26 protein-coding genes are annotated in these 19,465 nt (G+C 73.8%); 22 read left to right on the plus strand and 4 right to left on the minus strand.

Features of this window, described 5'->3' with window-relative positions; genetic code table 11:
* Positions 1-7: 7 nt before the first annotated feature.
* The 10 genes from DCS98_RS04045 (at position 8) to DCS98_RS23270 (ending at position 6,816) form a co-directional block, all read left to right on the plus strand.
* Complete coding sequence (locus tag DCS98_RS04045) at positions 8-211, plus strand: hypothetical protein (protein ID WP_116449990.1); 204 nt, start codon at positions 8-10, stop codon at positions 209-211.
* 107 nt (positions 212-318) lie between these two features.
* Complete coding sequence (locus DCS98_RS04050; RefSeq protein WP_241037133.1) at positions 319-666, plus strand: TadE/TadG family type IV pilus assembly protein; 348 nt, start codon at positions 319-321, stop codon at positions 664-666.
* The gene (locus tag DCS98_RS04055; protein ID WP_116449992.1) at positions 663-1,121 is read left to right on the plus strand and encodes a hypothetical protein; all 459 of its coding nucleotides are present in this window, start codon (positions 663-665) and stop codon (positions 1,119-1,121) included. Before DCS98_RS04050 ends, DCS98_RS04055 begins: the two co-directional genes overlap by 4 nt.
* Positions 1,122-1,149: 28 nt before the next feature.
* The gene (locus tag DCS98_RS04060) at positions 1,150-2,193 is read left to right on the plus strand and encodes a hypothetical protein (RefSeq protein WP_116449993.1); all 1,044 of its coding nucleotides are present in this window, start codon (positions 1,150-1,152) and stop codon (positions 2,191-2,193) included.
* Between the two features lie 55 nt (positions 2,194-2,248).
* Positions 2,249-2,653 carry a VOC family protein gene (locus tag DCS98_RS04065; RefSeq protein WP_116449994.1) on the plus strand — a complete coding sequence of 135 codons (405 nt, stop codon included), beginning with the start codon at positions 2,249-2,251 and terminating at the stop codon, positions 2,651-2,653.
* Positions 2,653-3,027, plus strand: coding sequence for a hypothetical protein (locus DCS98_RS04070; protein WP_116449995.1), 375 nt, complete (start codon positions 2,653-2,655; stop codon positions 3,025-3,027). The genes DCS98_RS04065 and DCS98_RS04070 overlap by 1 nt, the downstream gene beginning before the upstream one ends.
* Positions 3,028-3,205: 178 nt before the next feature.
* Positions 3,206-4,009, plus strand: coding sequence for a CHRD domain-containing protein (locus DCS98_RS04075; RefSeq protein WP_206340076.1), 804 nt, complete (start codon positions 3,206-3,208; stop codon positions 4,007-4,009).
* Positions 4,009-4,746, plus strand: a complete 738-nt coding sequence (locus DCS98_RS04080; protein WP_116449996.1) for a class F sortase — start codon at positions 4,009-4,011, stop codon at positions 4,744-4,746. Before DCS98_RS04075 ends, DCS98_RS04080 begins: the two co-directional genes overlap by 1 nt.
* A gap of 286 nt (positions 4,747-5,032) precedes the next feature.
* Positions 5,033-5,494: a hypothetical protein gene (locus tag DCS98_RS04085; RefSeq protein ID WP_116449997.1), complete on the plus strand. Its 462-nt coding sequence runs from the start codon at positions 5,033-5,035 to the stop codon at positions 5,492-5,494.
* Positions 5,491-6,816 carry a hypothetical protein gene (locus DCS98_RS23270; RefSeq protein ID WP_206340077.1) on the plus strand — a complete coding sequence of 442 codons (1,326 nt, stop codon included), beginning with the start codon at positions 5,491-5,493 and terminating at the stop codon, positions 6,814-6,816. Before DCS98_RS04085 ends, DCS98_RS23270 begins: the two co-directional genes overlap by 4 nt.
* Positions 6,817-6,821: 5 nt before the next feature.
* On the opposite strand, the gene DCS98_RS04095 is transcribed toward DCS98_RS23270, so the two are convergent.
* Positions 6,822-7,769 carry a helix-turn-helix domain-containing protein gene (locus DCS98_RS04095; protein WP_116450177.1) on the minus strand — a complete coding sequence of 316 codons (948 nt, stop codon included), beginning with the start codon at positions 7,767-7,769 and terminating at the stop codon, positions 6,822-6,824.
* A gap of 220 nt (positions 7,770-7,989) precedes the next feature.
* Between DCS98_RS04095 and DCS98_RS04100 the strand changes: the two genes are divergently transcribed.
* The 3 genes from DCS98_RS04100 to DCS98_RS04110 are packed head-to-tail and all read left to right on the plus strand — an operon-like array spanning position 7,990 to position 10,473.
* A complete protein-coding gene (locus DCS98_RS04100) occupies positions 7,990-8,811 on the plus strand; it encodes an alpha/beta fold hydrolase (RefSeq protein WP_116449998.1) in 822 nt (273 codons plus the stop codon).
* 10 nt (positions 8,812-8,821) lie between these two features.
* Entirely contained in the window at positions 8,822-9,685 is an 864-nt protein-coding gene (locus tag DCS98_RS04105; RefSeq protein ID WP_116449999.1) for an alpha/beta hydrolase, read from the plus strand.
* The gene (locus DCS98_RS04110; protein ID WP_116450178.1) at positions 9,682-10,473 is read left to right on the plus strand and encodes an MBL fold metallo-hydrolase; all 792 of its coding nucleotides are present in this window, start codon (positions 9,682-9,684) and stop codon (positions 10,471-10,473) included. The genes DCS98_RS04105 and DCS98_RS04110 overlap by 4 nt, the downstream gene beginning before the upstream one ends.
* Before the next feature lie 39 nt (positions 10,474-10,512).
* Here the strand turns inward: DCS98_RS04110 and DCS98_RS04115 are convergent, their stop codons facing one another.
* The gene (locus DCS98_RS04115) at positions 10,513-10,749 is read right to left on the minus strand and encodes a hypothetical protein (RefSeq protein ID WP_164704357.1); all 237 of its coding nucleotides are present in this window, start codon (positions 10,747-10,749) and stop codon (positions 10,513-10,515) included.
* Positions 10,750-10,807: 58 nt separating this feature from the next.
* Here DCS98_RS04115 and cutA point away from each other — a divergent pair, with 58 nt between their 5' ends.
* On the plus strand, positions 10,808-11,134 hold the full coding sequence (cutA, locus tag DCS98_RS04120; protein WP_116450179.1) for a divalent-cation tolerance protein CutA: 327 nt from the start codon (positions 10,808-10,810) through the stop codon (positions 11,132-11,134).
* A gap of 144 nt (positions 11,135-11,278) precedes the next feature.
* Entirely contained in the window at positions 11,279-13,012 is a 1,734-nt protein-coding gene (locus tag DCS98_RS04125) for a putative bifunctional diguanylate cyclase/phosphodiesterase (RefSeq protein WP_241037134.1), read from the plus strand.
* 4 nt (positions 13,013-13,016) lie between these two features.
* Here DCS98_RS04125 and DCS98_RS04130 read toward each other — a convergent pair whose 3' ends face one another.
* Positions 13,017-13,304 carry a DUF6343 family protein gene (locus DCS98_RS04130; protein WP_116450002.1) on the minus strand — a complete coding sequence of 96 codons (288 nt, stop codon included), beginning with the start codon at positions 13,302-13,304 and terminating at the stop codon, positions 13,017-13,019.
* A 44-nt stretch (positions 13,305-13,348) separates the two neighbouring features.
* Between DCS98_RS04130 and prfB the strand changes: the two genes are divergently transcribed.
* The 7 genes from prfB to DCS98_RS04165 all read left to right on the plus strand — a co-directional run bounded on the left by prfB (position 13,349) and on the right by DCS98_RS04165 (position 19,020).
* Positions 13,349-14,461: a peptide chain release factor 2 gene (gene prfB, locus DCS98_RS04135; protein WP_116450003.1), complete on the plus strand. Its 1,113-nt coding sequence runs from the start codon at positions 13,349-13,351 to the stop codon at positions 14,459-14,461.
* Positions 14,462-14,547: 86 nt separating this feature from the next.
* Entirely contained in the window at positions 14,548-15,237 is a 690-nt protein-coding gene (gene ftsE / locus DCS98_RS04140) for a cell division ATP-binding protein FtsE (protein WP_116450004.1), read from the plus strand.
* A gap of 54 nt (positions 15,238-15,291) precedes the next feature.
* Positions 15,292-16,176 carry a permease-like cell division protein FtsX gene (gene ftsX, locus DCS98_RS04145; protein ID WP_116450005.1) on the plus strand — a complete coding sequence of 295 codons (885 nt, stop codon included), beginning with the start codon at positions 15,292-15,294 and terminating at the stop codon, positions 16,174-16,176.
* 66 nt (positions 16,177-16,242) lie between these two features.
* Positions 16,243-17,271 (plus strand): acyl-CoA dehydrogenase family protein, encoded by a 1,029-nt coding sequence (locus DCS98_RS04150; RefSeq protein WP_116450006.1) that lies wholly within the window; start codon positions 16,243-16,245, stop codon positions 17,269-17,271.
* Between the two features lie 58 nt (positions 17,272-17,329).
* Positions 17,330-17,587 carry a hypothetical protein gene (locus tag DCS98_RS04155; protein ID WP_164704358.1) on the plus strand — a complete coding sequence of 86 codons (258 nt, stop codon included), beginning with the start codon at positions 17,330-17,332 and terminating at the stop codon, positions 17,585-17,587.
* Positions 17,577-18,053, plus strand: a complete 477-nt coding sequence (smpB, locus tag DCS98_RS04160) for an SsrA-binding protein SmpB (protein WP_116450008.1) — start codon at positions 17,577-17,579, stop codon at positions 18,051-18,053. The genes DCS98_RS04155 and smpB overlap by 11 nt, the downstream gene beginning before the upstream one ends.
* A 43-nt stretch (positions 18,054-18,096) precedes the next feature.
* The gene (locus DCS98_RS04165; RefSeq protein ID WP_116450180.1) at positions 18,097-19,020 is read left to right on the plus strand and encodes an NADP-dependent oxidoreductase; all 924 of its coding nucleotides are present in this window, start codon (positions 18,097-18,099) and stop codon (positions 19,018-19,020) included.
* On the opposite strand, the gene DCS98_RS04170 is transcribed toward DCS98_RS04165, so the two are convergent.
* Entirely contained in the window at positions 19,007-19,456 is a 450-nt protein-coding gene (locus tag DCS98_RS04170) for a hypothetical protein (protein ID WP_116450009.1), read from the minus strand. The two genes, DCS98_RS04165 and DCS98_RS04170, sit on opposite strands and share 14 nt — an antisense overlap.
* Between the last annotated feature and the right edge of the window lie 9 nt (positions 19,457-19,465).

Raw genomic sequence — 19,465 nt, forward strand, 5'->3', positions numbered from 1 at the left:
GACGACCATGCGCGTTCTCGCGTACCTGACCGCCGCGACGGCGGCCTTCGCCGCGCGCGTGCGCGGCGACGATCCCGAGCGGGGCGACGTCCCGGGCTGGGTGATGATCACCGTGATGACGGCGGCCCTCGTGCTGGCCATCCTCATCCCGTTCCGCGAGGCGATCGTGGACGCGGTCACCAACGCCCTCACCTCCGTCACGAGCGGATGAAGGACCGCCCTTCCCCCCACGCCTCGCAGGCTCGGCGCGGGACCCCGGAGGGCGGCCGTTCCAGCACGTCACCCAGGGAACGCGGGAGCGCCGTCGTCGACTTCGTGATGGTCTCGATGCTGATCGTCGCCCTGCTGCTGGCGGTGCTGCAGGTCGCCGTCTACGTGCACGTGCGCAACGTCGTGACCGCCAGCGCGCAGGCCGGCGCCCGCTACGCCGCGAACGCCGACGTGGACTCCGCCGCGGGCGCTCCGCGCACCGTCGAGGTGGTCGCCCGGGCGACCTCCGAGCAGACCGCGCAAGGGCTGGACTGCACCTCGAATGAGGAGACCGACCCCACCGGCCTGACGCTGGTGGTCGTCCGCTGCACCGGCGCGGTGCCCTCGCTGCTCTCGACCCTGGGGAACCTGCTTCCCCTGGAGGTCACCGGGCGCGCGGTCAAGGAGGCCGCGTGACGTGGCTGCGCAGTCGGGTGGCCGGCGAGGAGGGCTCGGCGCTGGTCGAGTTCGTCTTCATCGCGCTCGTGGTCTTCGTGCCGCTCATCTACGTCGTCGCCGGGTTCTCCGCGGTGCAGCGCGGTGTCTTCGCCTCCACGGCGGCGGCGCGCGAAGCCGGGCGGGCGATCGCCACGTCCCCGGACCCGGTCAGCGGGCAGGAGCGGGCGCTGCGGGCGGCCCAGCTCGCCGTGGAGGACCAGTCGGTGGACGCGACCGACGTGCGCCTGGCTTTCGCGCCGGCCGGCGCGGATTGCGCGGCGGCGGGGAGCTACGCGCCGACGCTCGCGCCGGGGGAGGAGTTCTCCGTCTGCGTCACCGTGACCGTGCGGATCCCGTTGCTGCCGGAGTTCGTCGACGCCAACACGGCCACCGGCCAGTTCGTCGTCGAGCGCGACCGCTACGTCGACGGCTGAGCCGACGTCCGGCTGCGAGAATGCGGCGATGGGCAGGTGGAGCTCGAGCCGCCGCACCGGCGGGGTGCTGCTCGGCCTGCTCGTGGTCGCCGTCCTCGCCGTCGCGCTCGTCGTGGCGCAGCCGTCCGGCGGGGCGTCGGACCGGCGGTCCGAGGCGGCCGACGTCGCCACCCGGGACGACAGCGGTGCCCTGCCCGGCCTCCCGCAGATCGGATCCCCCTCGGCCACCGAGCCCCCGCCCGAGGTAGCTGCCGCATCGCCGTACGCGGGCGTCGGTACCTGGCTCTCCCGCTACCGGATCACCCGTGAGTTCGCCGGGGGCGCCCCACCCGTGACGCCCGCGGACGTCGACGCGATGGCCGACGCCGGGGTCGAGACGATCTACCTCCAGCCGGCCGCCGACGACCCCCGCCACCCGGGCCTGCTCAGCGAGGACCTGCTGGCCGAGTGGCTCGCGCGGGCGCACGCGCGGGACATGCAGGTGGTCGCCTGGTACCTGCCGCGTTTCGGCGACATCGAGGGCGACCTGCGCCGGCTCCAGCAGATCTCCGACTTCCGGGCCGGCGACCGGGGCTTCGACGCCGTCGCGATCGACATCGAGTTCACCGATGCGGTCGAGCTGGCTCCCCGGAACGCTGCGTTGGTCGAGCTCTCGCAGCGGCTGCGATCTGCGCTGCCCGACGTCGAGCTCGGGGCGGTCGTCCTGCCACCCGTCGTCACCGACGTGCTGAACAAGGCCTACTGGCCCGACTTCCCGTGGGCGGAGCTGGCCGGCCTCTACGACGTGTGGCTGCCGATGGCCTACTGGTCGAACCGCTCGGAGGAGGGGTTCACCGACCCGTACCAGTACGTCGGCCAGAACATCGAGCGGGTGCGCGACCACCTCGGCGACCCGTGCGCCGTCGTCTCGGTCGCGGGTGGCTACGACGCGCAGGAGACGGCCGAGGACTACGCGGCGATGGTGCGCGCGGCGACCGAGCAGCGCGCGATCGGCGTCTCCGTCTGGGACTGGCCGACCACCCCGCGGGAGGTCTGGCCGGCGATGCAGGGGTACGACGTCGAGGGCTGCTGAACCGGCACCGTCCCCGCTACCTTCGCCTCCTCACCACCGGCACGAAGGAGGCCCCGTGTCCTCTCGTCTCAACCCCTACCTCGCCTTCTCCGGCAACGCCCGGCAGGCCATGGAGTTCTACCGCGAGGTGTTCGGCGGCGAGCTGGCCGTCGACACCTACGGGGCGAGCGGTATGGCCGCGCCCGGCGACGAGGACAAGGTCATGCACGCCCAGCTCGAGACCCCCGCCGGCTACACGCTGATGGCATCGGACGCCCCGGCCGGGATGGAGGCGCGTGGCGGCAGCGACATCTCCATCAGCCTCAGCGGCGACGACGCCGACCTGCGCGGCCACTTCGAGAAGCTCGCGTCGGGCGGCGAGGTCACCATGCCGCTGGACAGGCAGCCGTGGGGTGACGAGTTCGGCATGCTCGTCGACCGGTTCGGCGTCCAGTGGATGGTCGACATCAGCACCCGCTGATGAACCCGGACGTCGCCGCGCTGGTCGCCGCCGGCGAGCCGGGGCCGGAGAACCCGGTTACCGTCGCGGCGGTCTTCTGGACGGCGGTGACCGAGCCGGGCGGACCGGACCTCGACATCCTCGGCCTCGTCGTCACGCCGGAGAGCTGGCGCTGGTGGGGCGGCTTCGACCGCGCAGCCGCGCTCCTGCCCGCCTGCGGCATGGCCGGCGAGGCGCTTCCGGCGCTCGACGATCCCGAGGTCGCCTACCTCGGCTTCCGCTCCGAGTCGGACGACGTCGTCGCGACGCTGGTTCGCCGTCCGCGGCTCGGCGGCTGGCGGGTGCACGCCCTGGGGGCGCCCGTCCGACCGGCGCACGTCCCGCACGACAGCTGATCCGCTGCGAGGTCCGGGTTCACCCGAACGTGGTTGAACAAGCGGATTGTGCACAACCAGGTAACGCTCCACGTGGTTGGGCGAACCGTCAGGGGGACGGCGGACGAACACCCGACGTGCAGGACTCCGACGGCGCTCACACCTGGTGACGCCGCGGGGACATCCCACGGGAGACACCTTGAGAAGCATCACGCGCACCGTCGTCGCTGCGCCGGTCCTCGGATTCGCCGCCCTGATGGCCTTCGCCGGCCCCGCCTCGGCGGCAGAGGGGACCGTGATGGCTGAGCTCTCGCCGGTCCCCGTCAACCCGGTGGACGCCACCGGGCAGGCCATGGCCACGATCAACGGCACCACGATGTCCTTCGAGCTGGCGGCACAGGGGCTGCTCGCCGGCGCACCCCACGCGGCGCACATCCACTTCGGGGCAGAGGCCCGGCAGATGTGCCCGGCGGCCTCGGACAACAACGCCGCACCGCTGTCCGGTGAGATGCACCCCGAGGAGCACCTCACCACCACCGAGGGCGCCCCGGCCTACGGGGAGATCGTCGTGTCGCTGACGACCAGCGGCGACGCCACGCCCAGCTCCGGGCTGGCCGTGGACCGCTTCGCCACCGGCGAGGACATCGAGTACTCCCGCGGTGACGTGCAGGTCAGCGAGGAGGTCGCCCGCGCCGTCCTCGCCGGCGAGGGCGTCGTCGTCGTCCACGGCGTCGACTACGACGGGGACGGCACCTACGGCCCCGGCGACCGCGGCGTCTCCGACCTCGACCCGGCCCTGCCGGGCGAGGCCACCGACCCGGCCATCTGCGGCGTCCTGAACGCCTCGCAGATGGGCGGCGTCCCGGCGGGCGGCGTCGAGACCGGCGCCGGCTCCACCACGGGAACCGAGAACCTCGGCCTGATCGGTGCGGGTGTCGGCGCCGTCGCCGCCGCGGGTGGCGTCGCGCTGTACGCGCGCCGTCGCTCCTCGACCGACAGCTGATGACCGGCGACGCCGGGTCCGGGGAGATCGCTCCCCGGACCCGGCGTCCTGGGCGCGCGGTCCTCATCGCCGTCGCGGTCCTGCTGCTCCTCGGCGGCGGGACGGCGGTGGCGGTGGGGATCGCCGACCAGGACGCCGACCCGCCCACCCCCGCCGTCGCGGCGACGAGCGAGCCCGGCGCGGCGACGACACCGGGCCCGGAAGCGGAGGCCACCGGCGGTGTCCGCCCGGAGGCCGCCCCGCCCGCGGCGACGCCGTCCGGCTCGCCCTCCCCGACGCCCGTCGCGCCGCCGGTGTCGATCAGCATCCCGGCCATCGGTGTGGCGTCCGAGCTGATCACCCTCGGTCTGAACCCGGACGGGACCCTCGCGGTGCCGCAGCCGGGCCCCGACTACGACAAGGCGGCGTGGTTCGACGGCTCGCCGCGACCCGGGGCCGTCGGCCCCGCCGTCATCGAGGGGCACGTGGACAGCGCGGCGAACGGGCCGTCGGTCTTCTACTCGCTCGGTGAGCTGGTCGCCGGCGACCGCGTGGAGGTCGCCCGCGCCGACGGCACCGTGGTGGCCTTCGTCGTCGACGAGGTCCGCGTCGTGCCCAAGGACGACTTCCCCACCCTGGACGTCTACGGCAACACCGAGGGCGCGGAGCTCCGGCTGATCACGTGCGGCGGGCCGTTCGACAGCTCCGTCCGCAGCTACGTGGACAACGTGGTCGTCTTCGCATCCGCGGTGGCCTGACCCCCGTGCCCGGGTGACCGGGACGGGCACAACCATCGGCCGCGGCACTCGTTGAGGGTGCAACGGCGCGCGAGGAGACGTGCCCGGTCGCGAGGAGTGCCGCGTGCGCAGTGCCCGGACCCCGATGGTGACGGTGGCGACCGCCCTGGCGGTGGTGGCCGACCGCGGGAACCACCCGAACCAGGAACGCACGGGTCAGTAACGGGCAGTCATGGTCACGAGCTCTCGTTCGCCCGGTCGGGTGACCGGCGTTGGGGCCCACCTCACAGCCCCTTACCGTCCGCTCATGCTCCCTGGCCGGCTCCGCGTCGTGGGCCTGCTGGTGGTCATGACGGGCGCCCTCGCGGGTTGCACCGGCTTCGCCGAGGCCGGGTCGGAGGCGCAGCCCGCCGACGTCGCGGTGCCCTCGTACGAGCAGGCGGACGGCGCTCCCGGCTTCTGCGACTCCCTGGCCGGGAGCAGGCACCTCACCGCGGTCGCGCCGGCGATGGGCGTCCTGGCCGCCGAGCGGGGCAACGTGGAGGCCGAGCTGGAACTGGCGACGGCGATCGACGAGCTCCGCGACGTCCTCGAGCAGGTCGAGGACGAGGGCGGGTCGGCGCGTCTGGAGGCGGCGATCGGCGACCTGGTGGACGCCCTGGCCGCGGCCCGCGACGACGGCGTCACGACCGCCGTGCGCGACGACGTCGCCGCCGCCCTCGACGACGTCGGACGGCTCGTCCAGCCGGTCTGCAGGTTCCCGACGTGAGGCGGCCGGCCCTGCTCCTCTGCGCGCTGCTCGCGCTCGGGACCGTCCAGTCGGCCGCACCGGCCACCGCCGGACCTGCAGCGGAGCTGTGCGCCTACGACGCCACCCGCGGTGGGGTGCCGACCGGTTTCGTGCTCGACGCCTGCACCGACGAGACCGGAGTGACCCTGCGCAACGGGCTGGACTTCCCGGTCGTCGTGACGGCCACCGGCGACCTCGGGGCGCCGGGCACGGTGCGGGCCGACGGGTCGTCGATCGCCGCCGTCCTCCGGCTGACGGCCGGCACCGGCATGCTGCTCATGCCGGGGGACGTGTACCGCTGGCCGCTCGGTCCGGGGACCGCGCAGCTGGTCGTTGACGTGCTGCCCGGCGGCGCGGAGCCGGCCATCACCAGCTCGCTCCGTCGGTTCCTCCCCGAGCCGGGCGACGAGGGCGCCGCCCGGTCCTACGCGTCGTTCGCCGAGGTGATCGGCACGATCGCCCGGGGCGTCGGCGACCGGGCCGAGTGCGTCCGGGGGCGGAACTTCCTGCGGGTCGCGGCGTGCGACGTCCTCGTCTCGACGACCATCGGCCGCGCCGTCTCGCGGCACCTGCCGCGGAGCACCGCGCGCGACGTCCGTCCCCTCCTCGACGACGCCGACCGCTGGGTGGACTGGTACGCCGTCTCGTCCGCCGACGCCCAGCTCCTGGAAGGCCGGGAGCTGCGCCTGACGCAGACCGCGGTCGCCGAGCTGCCGCCGGTCCCCGGATCCGACCCACGGACGGCGGCCGCGTCCTCGACGGGGGCGGGCTCCGCGTCCACGCGCGCAGCGGCGGGTACGGCGGGTGCCTCGTCGTCGGCGGCCCCGGCGCACCCGGCCGGCACCGCGGCCGCCCCCTCGGTGCCTGCCGCGCCGGGCTCGACGGCCAGGCCCCCGAACACCCCCGCCCAGCCGGCCACGGGGAAGCCGACGCCGACCCCGGCGAAGCCGACGCCGACCCCCGCGAAGCCGACGCCGACCCCGGCGAAGCCGACGCCGACCCCGGCGAAGCCGACGCCGGCGAAGCCGACGCCGACCCCGGCGAAGCCGACGCCGACCCCGGCGAAGCCGACGCCGACCCCGGCGAAGCCGACGCCGACCCCGGCCAAGCCCACGCCGACCCCGGCCAAGCCCACGCCGACCCCGGCCAAGCCCACCCCGGCCAAGCCGACACCGCCGCGGGACGACGACCGCGGGAACGGGCACGGGAACGGCGCCAACGGGCACGGGAACGGCAACGGGCAGGGGAACGGCAACGGGAACGGCAACGGGAACGGCAACGGCGGGCGCGGTCACCGCTAGGCGCGTCAGCGCGCCAGCTGCTGCCACTCCCGCGGCGAGATGCCGTAGGCGGCCCGGAACCGCCGTGCGAAGTGGCTCGGGTCGGCGAACCCGCACGCGTGCGCGGTGGTCGCGATCGGCCGGCGCCGCCCGGCGGCCGAGGCCAGCTCCGCGCGGGCCAGCTCCAGGCGCTCCGAGATCAGCCACTGCTCGAGGCTGATGCCGGCCTCGGCGCAGGCCTTGTACAGCTGCCGGACCGACACGGCGTGCACCGCGGCGATGCGCTCGGGTCCCAGGTCGGTCTCGGCGAGGTGCTCGCGAGCCCAGGCGAGCGCGCGGGTCAGGAGCGTCTCCGCGCGCACCTCGGCGGTCAGCCGTGCGTCGTCGGCGGCCGAGACGAACAGGGCGCGGACGAGCTCGATCGTCGCCCCACCCAGCGCGGTCGCGCCGGGGTCGGCCGCCAGGCGGTCGGCGTCCCCGGCCAGCCGCACCAGGTGGTCGCGGACCAGGTCGTGCAGCGGGCTGGTGCGCAGCCGCGGGGCGGCTCTCCGGACGACGTCCCGGGGGAGCGCCAGCCGCCCGTACGGGATCTGGAAGGCGCGGGAGCCGCCGCTGTCGACCCAGGAGAACTCGTACGGCGCGGTCAGGTCGTTGGCCATGAGCGTCCCCGCGGGGACCAGCCTCTCCGAGTCGAACTGGCGGAAGCGGCCCACCCCCCTGGACTGGACCGCCAGCGCCACCACCTCGGGGGCCTCGATCCGCAGGTGGCGGGGGGTCCGCACCAGGCGGAAGCCGGAGGCGTCGGTGGTGAAGAGGTTCGCCTGGCCGAAGTGCCACAGGTGCATGCGCGAGTGCACCCGGTCGTCGGGCCCCAGGTGCTCGATGCGGCAGGGGACCGAGGCCTGGTCGAAGGCGGCGCGGAAGGCGTCGACGCGGTGCTCGGGCGCGACGCTCGCGGTGTCGAGCAGTTGCATCGGCATCTCCCGCGGGGAGGCGGACGTGAGGCGACCGCCTTACCGGCCGGCGCGCGGCACAGCGTCGCAGAACGGCCTGGCGCTGGGGAACCGCCCGCCGCGCGACCAGGTCGTGCACCGAGGGGCCGGAGGTGTGCGCGCACAGCCGATGCGGGCGCACCGCGCGGTGCCAGGGTCGGCGAATCGGTTGGCCCGGCAACTAATCCACCAGGGGGAGCGCATGGCCACGGTCACCACCACCGACGGCACCGAGATCTTCTACAAGGACTGGGGCGCCGGTCAGCCGGTCGTCTTCAGCCACGGCTGGCCGCTCAGCGGCGACGCATGGGCCGGCCAGATGGTCTTCATGGCGAGCAACGGATTCCGCGCCATCGCGCACGACCGACGAGGCCACGGCCGGTCGAGCCAGCCCTCGGAGGGCAACGACATGGACACCTACGCCGACGACCTGGCGCAGGTGATCGAGCACCTCGACCTGCACGACGTGATCCTCGTCGGGCACTCCACCGGCGGCGGCGAGGTGACCCGGTACATGGGCCGCCACGGGACCGGGCGGGTCGCCAAGGCGGTGCTGCTGGGTGCCATCCCGCCGCTGATGCTCAAGACCGACGCCAACCCCGAGGGGCTGCCCATCGAGGTGTTCGACGGGCTGCGGGCCGATCTGCTCCGGGGGCCGTCGGAGTTCTACCGGCAGCTGGCCGAGCCCTTCTACGGCGCCAACCGGCCCGGCAGCGAGGTGTCCCAGGGCCAGAAGGACGACTTCTGGCGGATGAGCATGATGGCCGGCCTCAAGGGCGCCTACGAGTGCATCGCCCAGTTCAGCGAGACCGACTTCACCCAGGACCTGCACCAGATCGAGGTGCCCGTCCTGGTCGCGCACGGCGACGACGACCAGATCGTCCCGTTCGCCGACGCGGCTCCCAAGACCGCCGACCTGCTGAAGAACGCCGACCTCAAGGTCTACCCCGGTCAGCCGCACGGCCTGACCGGGGCGCACGAACAGGAGTTCAACGCCGACCTGCTCGCCTTTGCGCGGGCCTGAAGGGAACGAGATGACCGACATCCCCACCCCGCGACCGGCCGACGCGTCCGCTCCCGGGAGCCCCGACACGATCGTCCTGGTCCACGGCTTCTGGGTCACGCCGCGCAGCTGGGAGGAGTGGAAGGCGCACTACGAGGCGAAGGGCTACCGCGTCCTGACGCCGGGGTACCCCGGCTTCGAGGTCGAGGTGGAAGCGCTCAACGCCGACCCGACCGTCATCGCGGAGCTCACGCTCCCGACGATCATGGAGCACCTCGAGTCCGTGGTGGGCGCCCTGGAGAAGCCGCCGATCCTCATCGGTCACTCCGCTGGCGGCACGCTCGTGCAGCTGCTGCTGGACCGCGGCTTCGGCGCCGTCGGCGTGGTGCTCAACTCCGCCCCGACCGAGGGGGTCCGGGTCCTGCCGCTCTCGCAGCTGAAGTCGACGTTCGTGGCGTTCAAGAACCCCGCCAACCACCACCGCGCCGTGGGCCTGTCGGCCGAGCAGTGGCACTACGCGTTCACGAACACGTTCAGCGACGAGGAGTCCCGCCGGCTCTACGAGCGGTACCACGTGCCGGCGTCGGGGCGGATCCTCTGGGACTCGGTGCTGGCGAACTTCATGCCCGGCCCGCAGGACGCCGCCGTCGACTACGCCAAGCCCGATCGCGCCCCGCTGCTGTTCGTCTCCGGCGGCGAGGACCACATCATGCCGCCGAGCGTGCAGCGTTCGAACGTCAAGCACTACAGGTCGGGGATCGTCGAGCACCGCGAGTACCCGGGGTACGCACACCTCCTGCCGGCCCAGGAGGGGTGGCAGGAGATCGCCGACTCCGCCCTCGCGTGGGCGGTGGAGCACGCCGTCGCGCCGCGGGAGCCGGCCGGGCGGCAGTGAGGGGCGTCCGGCTCACCCACGTCGGCGGCCCGACCGTGCTCCTCGAGGTCGGGGAGTGGCGGATCCTGGTCGACCCCACGTTCGACGCCCCCGGCCGGAGGTACGCCTTCGGCTGGGGGACGTCGTCCCGCAAGGTCACCGGGCCCGCGGTCCCGGCCGACGACGTGCTGCCGGTGGACGTCGTCCTGCTCAGCCACGACCACCACGCCGACAACCTCGACGACGCCGGCCGCGCGCTGCTGCCGGCGGCGGGTGCGGTGGTCACGACCGCCGTCGGCGCCCGGCGGCTCGGCGGCGCCGCCCGGGGGCTGCACGCCTGGGAGACCACGGAGCTCAGCGCGCCCGGGAAGCCGACCATCGAGGTGACCGCCACACCCGCCCGGCACGGTCCGCCGCTGAGCCGGCCGGTCGCCGGGCACGTCGTCGGCTTCGCGCTGCGCTGGGAAGGCCAGGACGACGGGGTGCTCTGGATCTCCGGGGACACGGTGCTCTTCGGTGGTCTCCGCGAGGTGGCCGACCGGCTGGACGTCGACACCGCGCTGCTGCACCTGGGCGGCGTGCGGTTCCCGGTCACCGGGCCGCTGCGCTACTCGATGACCGCCCGCCAGGCGGTCGAGGTCTGCCGGCTGGTGCGGCCGCGCACCGCGATCCCGGTCCACTACGAGGGCTGGTCGCACTTCCGCCAGGGCCGCGACGCCATCGAGCGGGAGTTCGCGCGGGCCCCGGCCGACGTCCGCGAGCGGTTGCGCTGGCTGCCGCTGGGGGCGCCCGTGGAACTGGCCGCCTGACGGGGTGGGCGCGCCGACCGGCGCACCCACCGCCGTCGGTCAGGCGCCGCGCTCGATCTCGGCCTGCGTCACCCCGCGCAGCGCGGTCAGCAGGGCCTCGTCGGAGGTGTCCCCGCGGTCGAGCGCCTCGCGGGCCGGCGCGGGCAGCAGGTCGAGGTCCACCGTCTCGAGCCAGACGACGTCCCCGCCGTTGTGCCGGCCCACCTGCAGGCCCTCGCCGTCCCGGCGGAGGACGTACTGCTCGCTGTCGATCCGGATCGTCATGTCGTCGCTCATGCCCGGCCCCTACCCGCCGCGGCGGCGCTTGCACGCCCCGGTCCAGCAGGATGAGGACGTGGACGAGGAGTGCTGCGAGGTCGTGGTCACCGCCGGCGACCCCGAGTGGCTGGCCGGCTTCACCCGGACGCTGGTCGAGGAACGGCTGGCCGCCTGCGGGCACCTGCTGGGAGCGATCCGGTCGGTCTACCGCTGGGAGGGCGCGGTCCACGACGAGCCCGAGGCCCGCGTCGCCCTGCACACGCGCCGGTCGCTCGTCGACGCCGTTGTCGCCCGGACGACCGAGGTGCACCCCTACGACGTGCCGTGCGTGATCGCCCTCCCGCTGGTCGGGGGGAGCGCTGCCTACCGGGAGTGGGTGCTCGACCAGACGCGGCCCGTCTGACCGCCTCCTCCCCCGAAGGGGGCGGGGAGCCGGGTCCCGGCTGTGGTGCGGGTCTCGCCTGCCGATGGGTAGATGGACAGGGACGTCGACGGGGTCGTCCCGCAGCGGAGGGGGGGTGACGTGCACCCGGAACCGGAACGCACCGTGCCGTCCGCCCACACGCCCGCGGGGCGCGACGCCGAGGTGGACGCCGTCCTCGTGCACGCGGTGCTCGACGCGCTGCCGTCCCCGACCGTCCTGCTGGACCCGGACGGCGTCATCGTCTTGACCAACGACGAGTGGACGCGCGCCGGCGAGCAGCACGGGAACCACATCCCGCCGGGCGCCGACTACTACGCGGCGGCGACGGCGGTGCACGGCGACGCCGAGGGGCGGGCCCTCGTCCGTTCGCTGCGCGCCCTGGCCCGCGGCGAGTGCACCTCCGTGACGGTGGACCGCCAGGTGCCCAGTCCCAGGGACTCGCGGCCGCGCTGGTACCACGTCCAGGCCTCGCGGGTGGGCGGCCGCGGCCACGTCGTCGTCACCCACACGGACGTGACGGCGCGGGTGCTCGCCGAGCGGACCTCGGCCTGGCGCGCGCGCCACGACCACCTGACCGACCTGCCCAACCGGGCCTACCTGCACGAGCTCATCGACGCCGAGCTGCAGCGGCCCGACGGCACCCCGGTGTCGGTCCTCTTCCTCGACGTCGACGGCTTCAAGGACGTCAACGACTCCCTCGGTCACGACGTCGGCGACGACCTGCTGCGCGAGCTGGCGACGCGGCTGTCGGCCTGCACCCGTACCGGCGACACGGTCGGCCGGCTCGGCGGCGACGAGTTCGTCGTGATCGGGCGCGACTGCGACGCCGAGGGTGCGCAGGCGCTGGCCCAGCGGTTCCGCGACACGTTCGACAAGCCCTTCGAGCTCGCCGGCGGCACGGCGCGGCTGACCGCCAGCATCGGCGTCGCCACCACCGCGGGTCCCGACCCGCACGTGCGCTCGACCGACCTCGTCCGCGACGCCGACCTGGCGATGTACGCGGCCAAGGAGGCCGGCCGCAACCGCATCGAGGTGTTCACGTCCGAGCTGCGCGACGCGGCGGAGCAGCGGGCGACGCTGGCGGCCGAGTTCGTCCGCGCCCTGGAGCAGGACGAGCTCGTCCTGCACTACCAGCCGGTCATGTCACTGCCCTCGCGCCGGTGCACGGGGGTCGAGGCGCTGGTCCGCTGGCAGCACCCCCAGCGCGGGCTGCTGTACCCGGGCGACTTCCTGCCGACGGCGCGGCAACACGACCTGATGACACCGCTGGCCCACTGGGTCCTCGGTGCGGCGGCCCGCCAGACGGCCGCGTGGCGGGACGCCGGCCTGGTGCTCGTGACCGGCGTCAACATCAACGCCACCCACTTCTCGACCGGCACGCTGGTCGACGACGTCATGGGCGCGCTCGCGGACGCCGGCCTCGACCCCGCCCAGCTGGTGGTGGAGCTGACCGAGACCTCCGTGGCCGACGACCCCGAGCGGGCGGCGGCGCAGTTCGCCGAGCTGCGGGCGCGGGGGGTCGAGGTCTCGATCGACGACTTCGGCAGCGGCTACTCCTCGATCGGCCAGCTGGTGAACATCCCGGCGGGGATCCTGAAGATCGACCGGAGCCTGGTGGCCTTCGCCGACGGACGGCGGGAGCAGACGGCCGCCGCCATCGCCGCCGTCGTCGCCCTGGGCCAGGCCTGCGGGATCCGCAGCCTCGCCGAAGGCGTGGAGACGGCGGAGCAGCTGGAGCTGGCGATCTCGCTGGGCTGCAGCTTCGCCCAGGGCTACCACATCGCGCGCCCCATGCCGGCCGGCGACGTCCAGCCGTGGATGACCGCTCAGCGGTCCGCGGCGGCTGCCCCGGCCTGACCTCTCAACCCGGCTCGCCGCGCGCCTTGCGCCGCAGGATGACCACGACGTCGACCACCGCGACCAGCCCCAGGACGAGCAGCACCACGCCCGGCCAGGCCGGCAGGTCGGTCGCCAGCCACCCGAGGCCGCCGCCGGCGCAGACCACCACCCCGAAGAGCGCGAGGACCAGCCGGAGGGTGAGGGCGGAGCGGGCCGGTGCCGCCCCGCCGAGGCCCGCGGTGGGGTCGTGGTAGCCGGGCAGCCCCTGCTCGTACTCCTCCCGGCTGCGCTTCCGGTGCTGTTCGGTCATGCGGTCGGGCTACCCGCGGCGGGGGCGCACTACCCTGGCTAGACGTGGCTGCCGACTTCTCCGTCGTACTCGACGAGCTCAACACGACCCTGAAGTCGATCGAGGCCGTGCTGCGCGTCGACGACATGCGCAACGAGATCGCGGACCTGGAGCAGCAGGCCGCCGCGCCCGACCTCTGGAACGACGTCGAGGCCGCGCAGGCGCTCACCTCCCGGCTGTCCTTCCTGCAGGGCACCCTGCGCCGCGTCGAGGAGCTGCGCAGCCGGCTCGACGACGTCGCCGTCCTGCACGAGCTGGCCGCCGAGGAGAGCGACGACGCCACCACCGCGGAGGCGGAGAAGGAGCTGGAGAGCATCCGCGCCGTCATCGACGAGCTCGAGGTCCGCACGCTGCTCAACGGCGAGTACGACTCCCGCGAGGCGCTGGTGACCATCCGTTCGGAGGCCGGTGGCGTCGACGCGGCCGACTTCGCCGAGATGCTCATGCGCATGTACCTGCGCTGGGCGGAGCGGCACAAGTACCCGACCGAGGTCTACGACGTCAGCTACGCGGAGGAGGCGGGCATCAAGTCCGCGACCTTCGCGGTCAAGGTGCCCTACGCCTACGGGACCCTGTCGGTGGAGCAGGGCACGCACCGGCTGGTCCGCATCTCGCCGTTCGACAACCAGGGCCGCCGGCAGACGTCGTTCGCCGGCGTCGAGGTGCTGCCGGTCGTCGAGCAGACCGACCACGTGGACATCCCCGAGAACGAGATCCGGGTCGACGTCTTCCGCTCCTCGGGTCCCGGTGGGCAGAGCGTGAACACCACCGACTCGGCCGTCCGGATGACCCACATCCCGACCGGCATCGTGGTGTCCTGCCAGAACGAGAAGAGCCAGATCCAGAACCGCGCCGCCGCGCTGCGGGTGCTCCAGGCCCGGCTGCTCGTCGTCCGCCAGCAGGAGCAGAAGGCGGAGATGGACGCGCTCAAGGGCGAGGGCAGCAGCTGGGGCAACCAGATGCGCTCCTACGTCCTGCACCCGTACCAGATGGTCAAGGACCTGCGGACCGAGCAGGAGAGCGGCAACCCCGGAGACGTGCTGGACGGCGGGATCGACGCCTTCATCGAGGCGGGCATCCGGTGGCGCCGCCAGCAGGAGACCGTCGACGCGAACTAGGCCCGCGCGGGGCCGGTCGAACGAGTCCCGCGAGTTCCGTGGCGAACCGGCCATGGGCACAGCCAGGGCAGGTACCGTGGCGCCTCGTGATCGAATTGCAACACGTCACCAAGCTCTACCCGGCCAGCGGCCGGCCGGCCCTCGACGACGTGTCCACCGAGATCGACAAGGGCGAGTTCGTCTTCCTGATCGGTTCCTCCGGTTCGGGGAAGTCGACGTTCCTCCGGCTGCTGCTCAAGGAGGACACCCCGACCACGGGCACGATCAGCGTGAACGGCAAGGTCCTGAACACGATGAGCAAGTGGCAGGTGCCCAAGCTGCGCCGGACCATGGGCTGCGTCTTCCAGGACTTCCGGCTGCTCCGCGACCGCACCGTGGCGCAGAACGTGGCCTTCGCGCTGGAGGTCATCAACAAGCCCCAGCGCACCATCAAGCGGGTCGTGCCCGAGGTGCTGGAGATGGTCGGCCTCGAGGGCAAGGCCAACCGGCTGCCCAACGAGCTCTCCGGTGGTGAGCAGCAGCGGGTGGCGATCGCCCGCGCGTTCGTCAACCGGCCGCTGGTGCTGCTGGCCGACGAGCCGACCGGCAACCTCGACCCCGAGACCAGCGAGGGCATCATGCTGCTCCTCGAGCGGATCAACCGGACCGGCACCACGGTGATCATGGCGACGCACGACTACCACATCGTCGACTCGATGCGCCGCCGCGTCATCGAGCTCAACGGGGGAGTCCTCACCCGCGACCAGTCGCGTGGCGTGTACGGGGTCGGCCGCTAGCCCCGCGGCCCACCTGCGAACCGCCCCACTGCTGAACTCCACGACAGGGAATCCATGCGCGTCAACTTCGTCCTCTCCGAGGTGGCCACCGGGCTCCGTCGCAACCTGACCATGACGGTCGCGATGATCCTGACGACCGCCATCTCCCTCGGACTCATGGGCACCGGGCTGCTGATCGCCGGGATGATCTCCGACATGAAGGAGATCTACTACGACAAGGTGCAGGTCTCCATCTTCCTGGCCGACGACGTCACCGAGGAGCAGCGCGCGGCCATCGAGTCGGAGCTGGACTCATCGCCCGAGGTGAAGAGCTTCATCTACGAGTCCAAGGAAGAGGCCTTCGAGCGCTTCCAGCAGCAGTTCAGCCAGCAGCCGGAGCTGGTGGAGAACACCCCGGCCGACGCGCTGCCGGAGAGCTTCCGGGTCGAGCTGGTGAACCCCGAGCGCTACTCGGTCATCGCCGCCGAGTTCCCCAGCGGTGAGAACGGCGTGGACCAGGTGCGCGACGAGGGCGACTTCCTCGACCGCCTGTTCAGCCTGCTCAACGGGGCCCGCAACGCGACGATCGCCGTGGCGGTGGTCCAGGCGCTGGCGGCGCTGCTGCTGATCTCCAACACCATCCAGCTGGCCGCGTTCAACCGCCGCAACGAGACGAACATCATGCGGCTGGTGGGTGCCTCGCGCTGGTACACCCAGCTGCCGTTCATCCTGGAGGCCGCGATCGCGGGCCTCATCGGTGGTCTGCTCGCCGCCGGCGGGCTGATCCTCACCAAGGTGCTCTTCATCGACAAGACGCTGTCCGGGCCGATCAAGGCCGGGATCATCCCGCAGGTCGAGTGGAGCGCGATCATCTCCAACAGCCTGATCATCTCCGGGGTCGGCGTCGGCCTGGCCGCGGTCGCCGCGTACGTCACGCTGCGCCTCTACGTCCGGCTGTAGCCGCACCCACCCCCGTGCGGGCAGAGTCTCCGGCGTAGGGCCCGGGCCGACGAGGGGAGAGCCGCCGTGGCCGCAGGGACGAGCGACATCCGCACCCAGATCCTCGCCGGCGCGGCCGACGTGGACGCCGGCCGGGCCGACGTCCGTCCCGTGCTCCGCGCCCTCGGCGTGACCGGCCTCCTCGCCGACGACGACGGCGAGGCGGACGGCGGCCTGCTCGCCGCGGTCCGCATGGTGCGCCGGATCGCCGCCGGCAGCCTGGCCGCGGCGTTCGCCGTCTGGTCGCAGCGGATGGTGCTCGAGTACCTGCGCAGCTGCCCTCCCTCGGCGGACGTCCGGGCGCTCCAGGACGCCCTGCGCTCGGGTGAGGTCACCGGTGCGACCGCGCTCGCACCGGCGATCGCCGACCTGGCCGGCCGCGGCGAGCTGCCCGTCGTCGCCGAGCCCGACGGGGACGGCTGGCTGCTCTCCGGCTGCGTCTCGTGGGCGTCGAACCTCTTCGACGACGCCGTGGTGGTGACTCCCGCCCGGACGCCGCAGGAGGGGCGCGTGGTGGTCTCCTTCCGGCTCACCGACGACGGCGTCGCCCCTCGCCCGGCTCCGGAGCTGCTCGGCCTGAACGGCACCGGCACGCGCAGTCTCGAGCTGCACCGGGTCGCGGTCCCGCGGGCGGCGGTCCTCAGCGACGACCTCGCGGGCTTCATGTCCCTGTGCCGGCCCCCGATGCTGCTGATGCAGGCCGCGCTCGCCGTCGGGCTCGCCGACGCGGCCCTCGACGCGTCGGGCGCGCACCTGACCGGCGTGAACTCCGCCCTCCGCCGCGACCACGAGGACCTCGCCCGCCGGCGTGACGACGTCGTCATCGCCATGGAGGACCAGGCCGGGTCCCTGACCGGCGCCGGCCGTGCGCAGCTCGCCCGGACCCGCCTCGACGCCATCGCCGTCGCCACCGCCGCCGTCGCCCTGGAGACGGCCGTCTGCGGGGGGACGGGCTACCGGGCGGACAGCCCGACCGCCCGGCGCGTGCGGGAAGCGGCGTTCCTGCCCGTGCAGGCCCCGACGCTCGGCCAGCTGCGTCACGACGCCGCCGGCTGACCGGGTCATGCGCCGGGGATGACCCCGCGCAGTGGCCGGCGGGTCCACGCTGCACGGCATGGACGGACATGGGGTGCGGCACCACCCGGTCGCCGAGGTGGGGCTGCCGGAGGTGGTCGGCTTCGTGCTCGGCGCCGGGGCGATGGCGACGGCGATGGCGGCGCTGGAGGCGAGCCTGTCGGGCAGCGACACGGCGCGGCGGATCGCCCGGGACGGCATCCGCGCCGAGCTCGCCCGGATGGCCGCGGAACGTGCGGCGGCCTCGGCGTCGGGGTCGCGGACGGGCCCGACGGTAACCTGGAGGCATGCCGCGTGAGACCGGGCGAAAGCTGATCGCCCAGAACAAGAAGGCGCGGCACGACTACTCGATCCTCGACACCTACGAGGTCGGCCTCTCGCTGACCGGTACCGAGGTGAAGAGCCTCCGTGCCGGCCGTGCCTCGCTCGTCGACGGGTTCGCCTCGATCGACGACGGCGAGGTGTGGCTGCAGCACGTGCACATCCCCGAGTACGTGCAGGGCACGTGGACCAACCACGCCCCGCGCCGCAAGCGCAAGGTGCTGATGCACCGCGCCGAGATCGACAAGCTGCTCGGCAAGATCAAGGAGGGCGGCCTGACCCTCGTCCCCCTCGACCTGTACTTCAAGGACGGCAAGGTCAAGGCCACCCTCGCGCTGGCCAAGGGCAAGAAGTCCTACGACAAGCGCCAGGACCTCGCCGAGCGCGACTCCCGCCGCGAGATGCAGAAGGCCTTCGGCCGGTACGTCAAGGGCCGCCGCTGACCGGAGCGGGCAGGCGCCCGGCCACCCGCATACGGTGGCGGTCATGCGCGGCATGGCCTACGACCGGTTCGGCGACGACGACGTCCTGTCCCTCCGGGACGATCTCCCCGACCCGCCGGTGGGACCCGACACGGTGCTCGTGCGGGTGCACGCCGCGGGCGTGAACCCGGTCGACCTCGGCATCCGCGCCGGCAACCTGCGCAGCTTCTACCCGCACCACTTCCCGATCGTCCCCGGCTGGGACGTCGCGGGGGTCGTCGAGGCGGTCGGGCCGGCCGTGGTCGCCTTCGTGCCCGGCGACGAGGTGTTCGGCTACGTCCGCCGGGACGACGTCCAGTGGGGGACGGCGGCCGAGCTGGTGCCCGCACCGCAGCGCTGCCTCTGGCACAAGCCGAGCTCGCTCTCGTTCGCCGAGGCCGGTGCCCTCCCGCTGGCCGGGCTGACCGCCTACCAGGCGCTGACCGAGGCCCTCGACGTGGGCGAGGGCGACCGCGTGCTCGTGCACCGGGCTGCCGGGGGCGTCGGCTTCAACGCGGTGCAGATCGCCGTGGCGCTCGGCGCGCACGTGATCGGGACGGCGAGCCCGCGCAACCACGGCTTCCTGCGCGACGCCGGGGCGGCCGAGGTGCTCGACTACTCGGCCGGCCCGATCAGCGAGCAGCTGTCCGAGCCGGTGGACGCCGTCCTGGACCTGGTCGGCGGGGACACGCTCGCCGACGCCCCGAAGCAGGTCCGCGACGTCTCCCGCATCGCGTCGGTGGTCGACCCGTCGGTCAACGGCATGGGCGGGCGCTACGTGTTCGTCCGGCCCGAGCAGCACGACCTCGAGGAACTCGGGCGCATGGCCGACGCCGGCCAGCTGCGGGTGCCGATCGCGAAGGCGTTCCCGCTGGCGGACCTGGTGGCGGCGCACCGGATGGTCGGCGAGGGCCACGTCCGCGGCAAGGTCGTCGTCACGCTGCCCTGAGCGGGGCCTCCCGACGGCGCCGCGCGACAGCCCGCGCGGCGGGGAGCACGGTCACGGCCCCGCTGACGACCCGCACGGCGGCGGACGCGGCGAGCTGCCACAGCGGGTGCCCGCGCCCGATCACCGTCGCCCGGACGGCGCCGGCGGACAGGGGCAGCACCGGCACCGCCGCCAGCAGCCCCAGTCGGGCCGCGACCCCCGCCGGCCCTCGGGCGCGCAGCGCCCTGCGGCCCCACGCGGGCGCCACGGCGGCCAGAGCCAGCGTGGCCGCCGTCGGCCCGAGCTGGATCCCCCGCTCGCGTCGGGCGGACCGCACCAGAGCGACGGCGAGGTCCGGGACGGCGCCCAGCACCATCACCGCCTGGAAGGCGAGCGCGTCCTTCTCCCGCGCGGTCAGCTCCGCGCGCAGGGCGGAGGGCCGGGCGTCGTCGGTCATCCCGCCAGC

Origin of the sequence: Blastococcus litoris (assembly GCF_003075095.1) — a bacterium.
Lineage (GTDB): Bacteria > Actinomycetota > Actinomycetes > Mycobacteriales > Geodermatophilaceae > Blastococcus_B > Blastococcus_B litoris.

Excerpts from the sequence above, each read along its gene's own strand:
- DCS98_RS04045 (WP_116449990.1), top strand. The coding sequence starts at position 8 with ATGCGCGTTCTCGCGTACCTGACCGCCGCGACGGCGGCCTTCGCCGCG.
- DCS98_RS04085 (WP_116449997.1), top strand. The coding sequence starts at position 5,033 with ATGCTCCCTGGCCGGCTCCGCGTCGTGGGCCTGCTGGTGGTCATGACG.
- DCS98_RS04080 (WP_116449996.1), top strand. The coding sequence starts at position 4,009 with ATGACCGGCGACGCCGGGTCCGGGGAGATCGCTCCCCGGACCCGGCGT.
- DCS98_RS04050 (WP_241037133.1), top strand. The coding sequence starts at position 319 with ATGGTCTCGATGCTGATCGTCGCCCTGCTGCTGGCGGTGCTGCAGGTC.
- DCS98_RS04105 (WP_116449999.1), top strand. The coding sequence starts at position 8,822 with ATGACCGACATCCCCACCCCGCGACCGGCCGACGCGTCCGCTCCCGGG.
- DCS98_RS04095 (WP_116450177.1), bottom strand. The coding sequence starts at position 7,769 with ATGCAACTGCTCGACACCGCGAGCGTCGCGCCCGAGCACCGCGTCGAC.
- DCS98_RS04170 (WP_116450009.1), bottom strand. The coding sequence starts at position 19,456 with ATGACCGACGACGCCCGGCCCTCCGCCCTGCGCGCGGAGCTGACCGCG.
- ftsX (WP_116450005.1), top strand. The coding sequence starts at position 15,292 with ATGCGCGTCAACTTCGTCCTCTCCGAGGTGGCCACCGGGCTCCGTCGC.
- DCS98_RS04060 (WP_116449993.1), top strand. The coding sequence starts at position 1,150 with ATGGGCAGGTGGAGCTCGAGCCGCCGCACCGGCGGGGTGCTGCTCGGC.
- DCS98_RS04115 (WP_164704357.1), bottom strand. The coding sequence starts at position 10,749 with ATGAGCGACGACATGACGATCCGGATCGACAGCGAGCAGTACGTCCTC.
- DCS98_RS04070 (WP_116449995.1), top strand. The coding sequence starts at position 2,653 with ATGAACCCGGACGTCGCCGCGCTGGTCGCCGCCGGCGAGCCGGGGCCG.
- DCS98_RS04100 (WP_116449998.1), top strand. The coding sequence starts at position 7,990 with ATGGCCACGGTCACCACCACCGACGGCACCGAGATCTTCTACAAGGAC.
- DCS98_RS04155 (WP_164704358.1), top strand. The coding sequence starts at position 17,330 with ATGGACGGACATGGGGTGCGGCACCACCCGGTCGCCGAGGTGGGGCTG.
- DCS98_RS04130 (WP_116450002.1), bottom strand. The coding sequence starts at position 13,304 with ATGACCGAACAGCACCGGAAGCGCAGCCGGGAGGAGTACGAGCAGGGG.
- smpB (WP_116450008.1), top strand. The coding sequence starts at position 17,577 with ATGCCGCGTGAGACCGGGCGAAAGCTGATCGCCCAGAACAAGAAGGCG.
- DCS98_RS04165 (WP_116450180.1), top strand. The coding sequence starts at position 18,097 with ATGCGCGGCATGGCCTACGACCGGTTCGGCGACGACGACGTCCTGTCC.